Annotated in this window: 10 protein-coding genes; 1 reads left to right on the top strand and 9 read right to left on the bottom strand. The window is 61.7% G+C overall.

All coding sequences use genetic code 11. The features are described 5' to 3' along the window. Positions 1 to 492 precede the first annotated feature (492 nt). Positions 493 to 849 (top strand): helix-turn-helix transcriptional regulator, encoded by a 357-nt coding sequence (locus DXC51_RS14080; protein ID WP_117544766.1) that lies wholly within the window; start codon positions 493 to 495, stop codon positions 847 to 849. Between the two features lie 177 nt (positions 850 to 1,026). On the opposite strand, the gene DXC51_RS14075 is transcribed toward DXC51_RS14080, so the two are convergent. The 9 genes from DXC51_RS14075 to DXC51_RS14030 all read right to left on the bottom strand — a co-directional run bounded on the left by DXC51_RS14075 (position 1,027) and on the right by DXC51_RS14030 (position 9,224). After that, on the bottom strand, positions 1,027 to 2,457 hold the full coding sequence (locus DXC51_RS14075; protein WP_117544771.1) for a relaxase/mobilization nuclease domain-containing protein: 1,431 nt from the start codon (positions 2,455 to 2,457) through the stop codon (positions 1,027 to 1,029). Between the two features lie 97 nt (positions 2,458 to 2,554). Further along, the gene (locus DXC51_RS14070) at positions 2,555 to 2,905 is read right to left on the bottom strand and encodes a plasmid mobilization protein (RefSeq protein WP_117544765.1); all 351 of its coding nucleotides are present in this window, start codon (positions 2,903 to 2,905) and stop codon (positions 2,555 to 2,557) included. A 2-nt stretch (positions 2,906 to 2,907) separates the two neighbouring features. Then, a complete protein-coding gene (locus DXC51_RS14065; RefSeq protein ID WP_117544764.1) occupies positions 2,908 to 3,243 on the bottom strand; it encodes a hypothetical protein in 336 nt (111 codons plus the stop codon). A gap of 130 nt (positions 3,244 to 3,373) precedes the next feature. Then, complete coding sequence (locus tag DXC51_RS14060; protein WP_117544763.1) at positions 3,374 to 3,727, bottom strand: cysteine-rich VLP protein; 354 nt, start codon at positions 3,725 to 3,727, stop codon at positions 3,374 to 3,376. Positions 3,728 to 3,913: 186 nt separating this feature from the next. Beyond that, positions 3,914 to 4,567 carry a CD1107 family mobile element protein gene (locus DXC51_RS14050; RefSeq protein ID WP_117544761.1) on the bottom strand — a complete coding sequence of 218 codons (654 nt, stop codon included), beginning with the start codon at positions 4,565 to 4,567 and terminating at the stop codon, positions 3,914 to 3,916. Next, on the bottom strand, positions 4,567 to 4,815 hold the full coding sequence (locus tag DXC51_RS14045; RefSeq protein WP_117544760.1) for a DUF4315 family protein: 249 nt from the start codon (positions 4,813 to 4,815) through the stop codon (positions 4,567 to 4,569). Before DXC51_RS14045 ends, DXC51_RS14050 begins: the two co-directional genes overlap by 1 nt. A gap of 15 nt (positions 4,816 to 4,830) precedes the next feature. After that, on the bottom strand, positions 4,831 to 6,543 hold the full coding sequence (locus tag DXC51_RS14040; protein WP_117544759.1) for a C40 family peptidase: 1,713 nt from the start codon (positions 6,541 to 6,543) through the stop codon (positions 4,831 to 4,833). Beyond that, positions 6,530 to 8,920: a VirB4-like conjugal transfer ATPase, CD1110 family gene (locus DXC51_RS14035; RefSeq protein WP_334294620.1), complete on the bottom strand. Its 2,391-nt coding sequence runs from the start codon at positions 8,918 to 8,920 to the stop codon at positions 6,530 to 6,532. Before DXC51_RS14035 ends, DXC51_RS14040 begins: the two co-directional genes overlap by 14 nt. After that, positions 8,844 to 9,224: a PrgI family protein gene (locus DXC51_RS14030; protein WP_117544758.1), complete on the bottom strand. Its 381-nt coding sequence runs from the start codon at positions 9,222 to 9,224 to the stop codon at positions 8,844 to 8,846. Before DXC51_RS14030 ends, DXC51_RS14035 begins: the two co-directional genes overlap by 77 nt. Between the last annotated feature and the right edge of the window lie 2 nt (positions 9,225 to 9,226).

Raw genomic sequence — 9,226 nt, 5'->3', positions numbered from 1 at the left:
CGGGACTTACACCCGTTAGAGCGCGCCCATGGCGCGCAAACAAAGAAAAGGGCACACCATATCGTGTACCCTTTGCACATTCATAAATAAGCATAACAAAAGGCCACAAACAAAACATTGTCTGTGGCCTAAACAGTCGATTGTCTATCGTTAATTGGATAAAAGGGCACAAAAACCAAAGGCAGTCTATATCCGCCTTGGCCCTTTCACCATATCAATCAACTCTCCGAAAAGGCTCCGCACAATGTTTCGTGGTATAAACTTGTGTGGAGCCGAATCCAATACAGAACTTCCCGAACAACATTGTGTTCACCTCTCTTGTTAATTTGTATAGATTATACACAGTTTGCACTTTCTTGTCAAGTCAAATCCATAGGCTCTTATATTTTTAGAGACTTTGATTTGCGAAAAAAGATACTACTAAAATATAAAATTGTATTTCGTTCTCATACTCGCCCCTGAAATGTAAAATAATATAGGGGTGATGTGAGAATGTACCAATATGAAAAGCGCCTGGACTGTCGCGCCCTGGGCAAAGAAATCAAGCGTAGACGCAAGGCCAAAGGCTGGACGCAGGAGCATCTGGCCCAGCTTGTAGACCTCACCCCTCGCTCCATCATGTATATTGAGAACAAGGGCCAGCACACCAGCCTCAACGCCTTTTACAAACTCGTCACCCTTTTGGATATTTCCGTAGATGAATTTTTCTACCCGGACAAACACAACGGAGAGGACGAGCGCCGGAAACACATTGACCGGATGCTGAATGGCATGGACGAAAAAGAGCTAACCATCATGGAGAGCGCCGCAGAGGGCATCTGCAAAGCCCGTGAAACGGAGGAAGCGTAAGGAAAACGCCGCCTCCGTTTTTTGCGCTTATTCCAGGGTTGCGCTAAACGGCAAGCAGGGCGAGTGTCAATACACTCGCCATTTTCGCCTTGCGAAAATGCTTGTTGGGGTGCCCCCAAACCCGCCGGAAGCCTCTGGACACCGTGTCCAGAGGCTTCCCTGTCTGCGGCCCCGTCGCTACCGCTCCTGGGCCTTACTCTCCCGCCCTCCGGGCAGGTCGAGAAGATGATCGACGTTGGCCTTGACCGCCACCGCCTCCCGCATTTCCTGTTGTGCTGCCCGGTATTGAGCGTAGAGTTTTTTCTTCCGCTCCGCCAGCTCCCGGCGCTCCTTTTTCAGCGCGTCCATCTTCGGGAGCTTAGCCCCGTCCAGCAGCTCATTGATCGCCGCCTTTGCCGCCCGGTAGGAGGCCAGCGCCTCCTCATGCTCCGCCAGATACTTCTTGCTGTACCGGGCGGCCTTGTAGCCGTCGAACACAGGCCGGGTCTTGGCGTAGTCCACCACGGCCCCCATCAGTTTCGTGGTGGAGGCCAGCCGCTCCTCCACCTCCCGCAGCTCCCCGGCCAGGGCGTGGGCCCGGTCCACCGCCGCCGCCGTCCGCTCCGCCAGGGCGTCATAGTCCGTCAAGCCGTTCTCCTGGAGAAATTGGAGCGCGGCGGCTATCTGTTTCAGATTGTAGATTTTCGCCCACCGCTCATAGCCGGGTCCCTTGCCCTGGGCCATGCGCTGTTGAATGTCGATGATAAGATTGACGCGCTGTGGAGCCGCTGGCCGGGGCCGCGCCTGGGCGGGCTTGCGGACGGGGGCCCGCCCGTCGTTCACCGCCTCCACGTCCTCCGGGCCGTAGCCGTCCCCCAGGGTGGAGGCCCGGAACCGGGTGGCCCGGTCCTGGCCTGGAAGCCGGAACGAGATCACCCCGCCCCGGCCCCGCTTCACCTGGACGCCCGCCGCCTCCATCCGGTGGAGGAAGTCGGCAAGGTCGGCGGGCCGCTCCGTCAGGGCCCCGTCGATGATCCTCCGTATCTGCTCCTTGTAGGAGGGAGGCCGGGCCCCGCCCAGCCATTGGCCGTAATGCAGAAATTTCCCCTTGCTATGGAGCTTGGGATTTTTGATAATGGACAGGTCATGCTCCAGGCATACCCGGTCAGACAGCCGCCGCAGGGCGCGGGCGGACCCTAAAAAATCCCGGTATTTCCGGGTACAGTCAAGGGACGTGGAATTGTAGTAAATGTGGACGTGAGGGTGGGGCCGGTCCGCGTGGGACGCCACGAAGAAAGCGTGTTTTCCCTTGGTCCAGCGCATCGCCAGCTCATAGCCGATGTTCAGCGCCTCCTCCGGGTCCAGCTCCCCAGGGGGGAACGATTGGCGGATCTGATAGCACAGCACGTCGGCGTCCCGTTTCTGCTCCCGGCCCGTGATGGATTTATAGCGGGCCTTGCTCAAAAGAAACTCGCTGTCAGCGGTGAGGGGGTCGCACTCGTAGGAGCGGATCAGAGCCCCGCCCAGGGTCTTGGCCGGGTTCTGGCCGTAGTCGAAGCGGTCCGACAGGGATTCCAGGATCGACTTGCCCCCGCTGATATGGTGGGTTATGAGACGGGTCGTCGCCAGGGACAGCACCCCCTTTCAAAATCGGTTCTCCCCGCCTCTGGACACGGTGTCCAGAGGGCGGGGACAGCCGGGGAGCGGCCTGGGCCGCTCCCACGGGTCACAGGGCCACCACCTGGGCCAGCTTCCCCAACAGCTCGGAGAGAGGCCCCCACAGGTCGGCGTAGTCCTTTTGTAGCGCCTGGAGCTCGTTCTGATACAGCCCGCCGTAGGTGTTCACATGGAGCGCCGCCTGATTGAGATTGTTGGCGCACCGCCGCTGGAGGGACACCAGCTCCCGCACCGGGGAGAGGTCCACCTGGAGCACATAGCCGTTGAGGGCCATTTTTCGGACATAGGCGCTCATATTGCGGATGCCCGTCTGCTCCATGCGGGCCTTGATCCCTTGCAGCTCCTCCGGGCTCACCCAAACATAGAGCGGCACATTCCGGCGGCGCTTCTTTCCCGCCACGGCTACCGTTCACCCCGATCCGGGGCGTCCTTTTTGGGGACGGGCGGGGCCTGCCGCTCCTGGGCCTGTCTCCCCGCCTCCTCCATCTGCCGGGAGATAGGTGCCTTGACCTCCCGAACATGAAAGCGGCGCTGATAGTCGGCGGCGCGGTCCGCATAGTCCTTTTCCGCAGCGGCCCCATCGTCATAATAGTGGCCCCAATAGTAGTCCCGGTGGCCGCCCTCCTGGGTAAACTGCCATGTCACGAAGCCCTCCCTGGGGTGCTCCCCCAGGGCAAAGCCCCGGCCATTGTCGAACAGGACGGACTGTCGGATCACATAGCCTTGATTTTCTTCCATGATAACCTCCAAAATGTTGACAGTATAGGGCCGAAACAGGGGCGAGACGTAAAATGATACGGCCCGCCCCCGTTCGCCGTCTGAAAAGCCTTGAAAACACGGGGCTTTTGAGGGCCTAATTGTCAACGGTTCAGCCCCGCTTTTTCCTCATGTGGTCCCGCTGCTGCTTTCTGTGCGCGGCCTGGGCGCAGGCGGGGGAACAGTAGCGCCGCCGCCCTCCCAGGAGGGCAGGCCGCCCGCAGAGGGGGCAGGCCCGCGTCTCCACCGGGGCCGGGGCGGTCAGGGCCGCCTCCAGCGCCGGGTCCAGGGGTAGGACCGCCGCCCGAAAGTAGCGGCACAGGGGCCCCGTCCAGGTTTTCCCCAGCATATAGCACTCGCAGTCCAAAGGCAAGCATCCCACGCCCCGGTCATAGTTGGCACACCGCTTTACCACCAGGGCCCGGATCGCCGCCCGCTCCTCGCGGGTGAGCTCCCGCTGGTCCATGCCGTCACCTCCCATTGTCGGGACTGGCCCGGCTCCGCAGGTAGGCCCGGAAACAGGTCACGCACCGCAGGCCCCGCCAGTAGGGGCACCCCTCGCAGATGGACCCCTTGGGGGCCGGGGTGGGCTCCGGGGGCAGGTGGTAGGTGGGCTGCTTCATAAAGGGCTCATAGGGACTGTTAGTGAAATTCACTCGTCCCCTCCCTCGTCCTCGTCGTCCACGTCCCAGGGGGGCGCGTCGTCGTAGCCGTCGGGCTCGTCATAGTCGGCGTGATCCTCCTCCGGCTCCGCCGTCCGCTGCTGCTTGGGGCGGTAAATCTTGAAGTACCACCCGGCCCCGCCGCCCAGGGCCAGCACCGCCAGGGCCGCCAGGAGCATCCCGGCCCCGCCGGACTTTTGAGGCTCCGGCTCCGGGGCGGGGTCAGGTTCGGGCTCCGGGTCCGGCTCCGTCACAGGGGGCGGGGCCTCCGGCTCCTGGTCCTGTTCGGCCAGGGCCATCAGGTCGGACACGGTGACAGCGTTCAGAAAATACACATTTTCCGTACTCCGCTGCCGGTCGATCACCAAATAAAAAACGGCCTCGTCCGCTGTGGTGATGGTGAAAAACTCCTTGCCGTCCTCGTCGGTGGCGTTGTCCACCACCGTCCCCGTTCCGTCCGGGGTGAACGGCTGGGGCTCCGGCGGCTGCTCCACGGGCAGGGGGTCCACCGGCTCCAGGCCCACCCAGGGGACATATTCGCTGCCCTCGCTCTCGTCGCCGCCGCCAGCATAGGCGGGGACGGTGAGCACCCCCACCATCAGGACGGCGCAGAGCATGGACGCCAAAATACGGGATTTCTTCATCAAGTCTCCTCCTTTCCCTCGCCGGGCTTCTGGACACCGTGTCCAGAGGGCCCGCCCCGGAACTGCCGGAGGAGGGCGGGCAGCTCGTCCAGGGTCACGCTCATGCCCCGCACAATATCCACGATCTCCTCATTCTCGGCCTCCCGGTGCTTCTGCTCCAGCTCTTTCAGCCGGGACTGCTGCTCGCTGATCTTGGCCTTGACTTTCTCCATCTCGGCCCAAATTTTCGCACTCTTGCTGATTGCCATTGAAACCTCCTTTTGTCATGGTAAACGCCCCCAGGCGTAAAAATGGGACTGCCAGTAGCTTGTATTCAAGCTGGTGTACTGAATGGGGTCCCCACAGTGCAGCATCATTCCGTCGCCCACATAGATACCACAGTGGGTCACGCCGTCCGGGTTGGGCGCGTCGTAGGTGTAGCGGAAAAACACAAGGTCGCCGGGCCGTGGGGAGCTGACGGGGGTGCAGTAGTTGTAAAGCGCCTGGGCCCCCATGTGGCCCACGTCCCACCCACTATGGCCGATCACCCAGGAGACAAAACCGGAACAGTCAAAGGACGTGGCCGGGGAGCTGCCGCCCCACACATAGGGATAGCCCAGGTACTTCTCCGCCTCGGTGAGCATGGCGGCGAACCGTTCATCGGACAGGTATTCCTCTGGCACGTCGTAGGGCTGGGGCGGGTTGGTGATATACTTGTCCACATAGCCGGAACCGGGGAACAGGTCGGGCCGGTTGCCCAGGGAGGACATATAGAGGGAATAGCGGGAAAGCTGATCCCCGCCCATCATGTAGACAGGCAGGTGGGACAGGTCCTCACTTTTCAGCGTCACGGTGCAGATGTAGTAATTGTAGGGGACCCAAACCGTGTAGGGGCCGTCCGGCCCCGTCCGCGTTTCTGGCCGGTAGCGCACCTCCACTTCCACATTCTCCGTGAGGATATACTGCCGGTCAAAAATATTCTGGAGCGTCCCCCGCACCTCCGCCAGCGTCCACTCCCCCTCATGGAACGCGCAGAGCATGGAGATCAAAACGTATGGGTCATGCTCGATGGCGTCCAGGTCGAAGTGGTATTCGTCGTAGTCGTGGGTGCTGGTGTAGGTGTCCAGGTAGTTTTGCAGCTCCGCCTCCAACGCGCAGTAGGCGGCCTCGGCCCCCAGCATATCCCCGTCCTGGGCGGGGTAGGTGCTGGCCCCGATCCCCCCGATGATCCCGTTGCCTATCGTCACCAGGGAGGAGGCGCAGGACTGGACCGTGAACAGGAGGAGGACACAGCACAGGGCGATCACCACGCTGCCGGGGTGCCGCTTGACGAAGCCCACCGCCTTTTCCGCCAGCTTCTCCGCAGAGACGGCGGTTTTCTCAGCGGCTTTGGCTCCCTGCTTGGCGGCCTCCCGCGCCTGTTTCGCGTACTGCCGTTTTTGGCGCTGCTTCTGCGCAAACCGGGCGATGGCGTTTTTGCCCAGCTCCGGGTGCTTCTCCAGCTCCACTTGAAAACGGTGCTCCGCCGTGGCCTTGACATACCGGCGTTCGGCGCGGGCGGCGGCCTTGGCCGGATGATCCCGGATGGCCTGCCGCACCGTCCGGGCCGTTTTCCGCCCCACGGCCTCGCCCACCAGCTCGGAGTGGTGGGCCCCCTCGGTGCCCACGTTCTCATGCTCCACCTCGTAAATTTTGCCGTGGACAAAACCGTGGAGGCTCCAGCCAGCGGCCCCCGCTGCCCGGTGAACGGGGCCGGGGGGCTTGGGCGGGGCCTGGGCCGCCAGCTTCTCCTGGGTCTTGCCCATGCGCAGCTTGGCCTTTTCCGCCTTGACCGCGCTCTGCTCCGCCCGCGTCTGCCCCTGGGCGCTCCGCTTCTTCCCCTCCTGCCGCAGCCGTTCGGAGGGCCGGGCCCGTTCGCTCTCCTGGTGGAGCTTGGCCTTGTACCCGGACTTCTGGACACGGTGTCCAGAAGTGGGCCGGGCCTTACTCTTGCCCATTGGCCTTGTCCTCCGGCTTGGTCGTCAGCAGGGTATAGAGCTCGGTGTCCTGGGGGAAGTGGTCTACAAAGGGAATAGTGGTGTCCCCATAAAAAAGCAGCCCCTCGCCGGAGCCGGAGTGCGTGACGTATGAAAGCTGGTGCGGGCTGATCCCCAGGCGGCTTGCCAGCACCTTTTGATCCCCGGCGGCCTGGGACAGCATATAGAGGAAATCGCAGTTGCCGAAAATGGATTCAATTTCGCTGCTCTCCAACAGGCTTTTCACGTTTTGGGTGATCCCGCTGGGGATGGCCCCCCACTTGCGGAAGCGGCGGAAAATCTCGACGCTGTACGCCGCCGTCTGGGGCTCGGCCAGCAGCACATGAAACTCGTCCTGGTATACCCAGGTGGCCCGCCGCCGGTCCCGGTTCTCCGTCACCCGGCCCCATATCTGGTCCGTGAGGATCAGCAGCCCGATTTTTTTCAGCATCTTTCCCAGGGCCTTAATGTCGAAGCACAGCAGCCGGGAATTGACCCTGACATTGGTACGGTGGTTAAAGAGGTTGAGGGACCCGGTACAGTACAGCTCCAGGGCGGACGCCACCCGCCGGGCCTCCGGCTCGGACTGTTTCAGCAGCTCATTGTAGAGGTCCTGGAGAATGGGCATACGCTCCGGGGCCGGGTCCGCCAGATAGGGCCGGTAGATGGTCCGCACACAGCGGTCTATCACCGTCTTTTCCACCGGGGCCAGCCCGCTCCGCCCGCCCACGATCAGCTCGCACAGGGAGAGAATGAAATCGCTTTTGAGGGACAGCGGGTCCTCGTCGTCGGCGTAGTTGGGGTTAATGTCCATGGGGTTGATGAACGTGCCCGCCGTGGCGGAGGGAGACAGCCGCACCACCTGTCCGCCCAGCCGGTTCACCAGGGGGTAATATTCCCCCTCCGGGTCTGCTATGATAATGTCGTCGTCCGGGAGGGTGAGGAACACGTTGACGATCTCACGCTTGGCGGCGAAGCTCTTGCCGCTCCCAGGAGTGCCCAGGAACATCCCGTTCGGGTTTTTCAAACGCTTACGATCAGCCATAATGACGTTGTTAGAAAGGGCGTTCATGCCGTAGTACAGCGCCGCCCCGTCCATGCGCAGCTCCTTGGTCATAAAGGGAATGAAAATTGCCGTGGAGCTGGTGGTCATACCCCGCTGTATCTCGATGGCGTTGTCCCCCAGCACCAGGGAGGAGGTAAAGCCCTGCTCCTGCTGCCAGTCCAGCCGCTTCAAGGCGCAGTTGTACTTTTGGGCGATGCCGGAGATGGTAAACACGTCGTTCTCCAGCTTTTGCCGGGTGGGGGCGACATTCACCACCGTGAACGTCAGGAGGAACATTCGCTCGTTTCTGCTCTGGAGATCTGCCAGGAGCGCCGCCGCGTCCTTGGAGTAGGTAATGAGGTCCGGGGGCAAAATTTCCATGTCGTACCCTGCCCTGACCGCCTTTTTCTGCTCCTCCACTTTCATTTTGTCAATGTCGGAGATTTTGCCCTTGGTCATTTTGATGGCCTTGAGCTGGTCCACCGTCTGAACATGGAGGGTGACGGTCATTTCCGCGTCCAGCTCCAGCAGCTCCAACAGCAGCTTGTCCGACAGCTCGGAGGCCATGATCTGCAAGTAGGACGCCGCGCCCCAGGCTTGCCCCACCCGGAACGTCCGGGAGGCGGAGAAGTCGAAGCTGTCCGGGGCGATGAAGTCCTTGGTCCCCATGCCGGTTTTCACAATGTCCGGCCAGGAGAAGCGAAACGGCTCCCGGCCTCCGGGGTGCATCTGGCCGTGAAGCACCTCCAGCCGCTCCCGCCCATTGAGCACACGGGAATGGGCCCCCAGCTTTTTGAAGTTGCCCATAATATCGCTGGACACCCGCTCCAGCCGGGGGCGGGCTGTCTCCAGGCCGTCGGCGGGGACGCCGAACGTGATGTACTTGGAGCGGACGATCCCGTTGTTGCTCCGGGCAATCTGCCGTTTCAGCATATCCACATACTCGCCCCGGATGCTGTCAAAGTCGTCGTGGGCCATAGGGATATTGACCTTGTACCGGCTGCCGCCCCTGGAACGGTGGTTAATGAAAGAGAGCTGGAACGGGAGGGCGCTGTCAAAGTAGTTGAGGAAGCCGCACCAGCCGTCGAAGATAGCGGACTGGTCCTCGCTGGAGGCCACGGAATAATTTATGTCCTCGTAGGCGATGGTTTTGGTATAGAAGCCCTCCCGTACCCGGCAAATGCCGTCTTTCAGCATTTCCACATAGGGGATGGTCTGCTGTGCGGAGAGGGAGCGCCTACCGGCCCTTGCACTTCCGGCGCTTTTGGCTCTTGGGTTCAGAAGCGGACACCTCCTTTCCGGCGAACGTGGCATAGATATTCTGCGTTCGGTAGGGCCTGGGGCCGGGGCGGAGAAAGCGGGCGCGGATGATGTTGCGCACCACTTTCTCAAAGGGCAGGCCGTCCTTTTCATACATCGCCATGAGGAACGCCGGGAGCATGATCCCCAGCATGAGGAACATGGCCCCGGTGCCGCCGACGGCCCCACGGGTCAGCAGATAGACGGGGACGCCCACCAGCCCGCCGCCGCCGAAACAGATAAGCTGCCGCTTGGTGAGGTTGAACGCCAGCTTGGTTTTGACCCTGGACAGGTCGTTGGGTACATTCACATAGGGCAAAA

This window comes from Eisenbergiella massiliensis (genome assembly GCF_003435485.1).
This window is presented reverse-complemented; position numbering and strand designations above follow the sequence as displayed.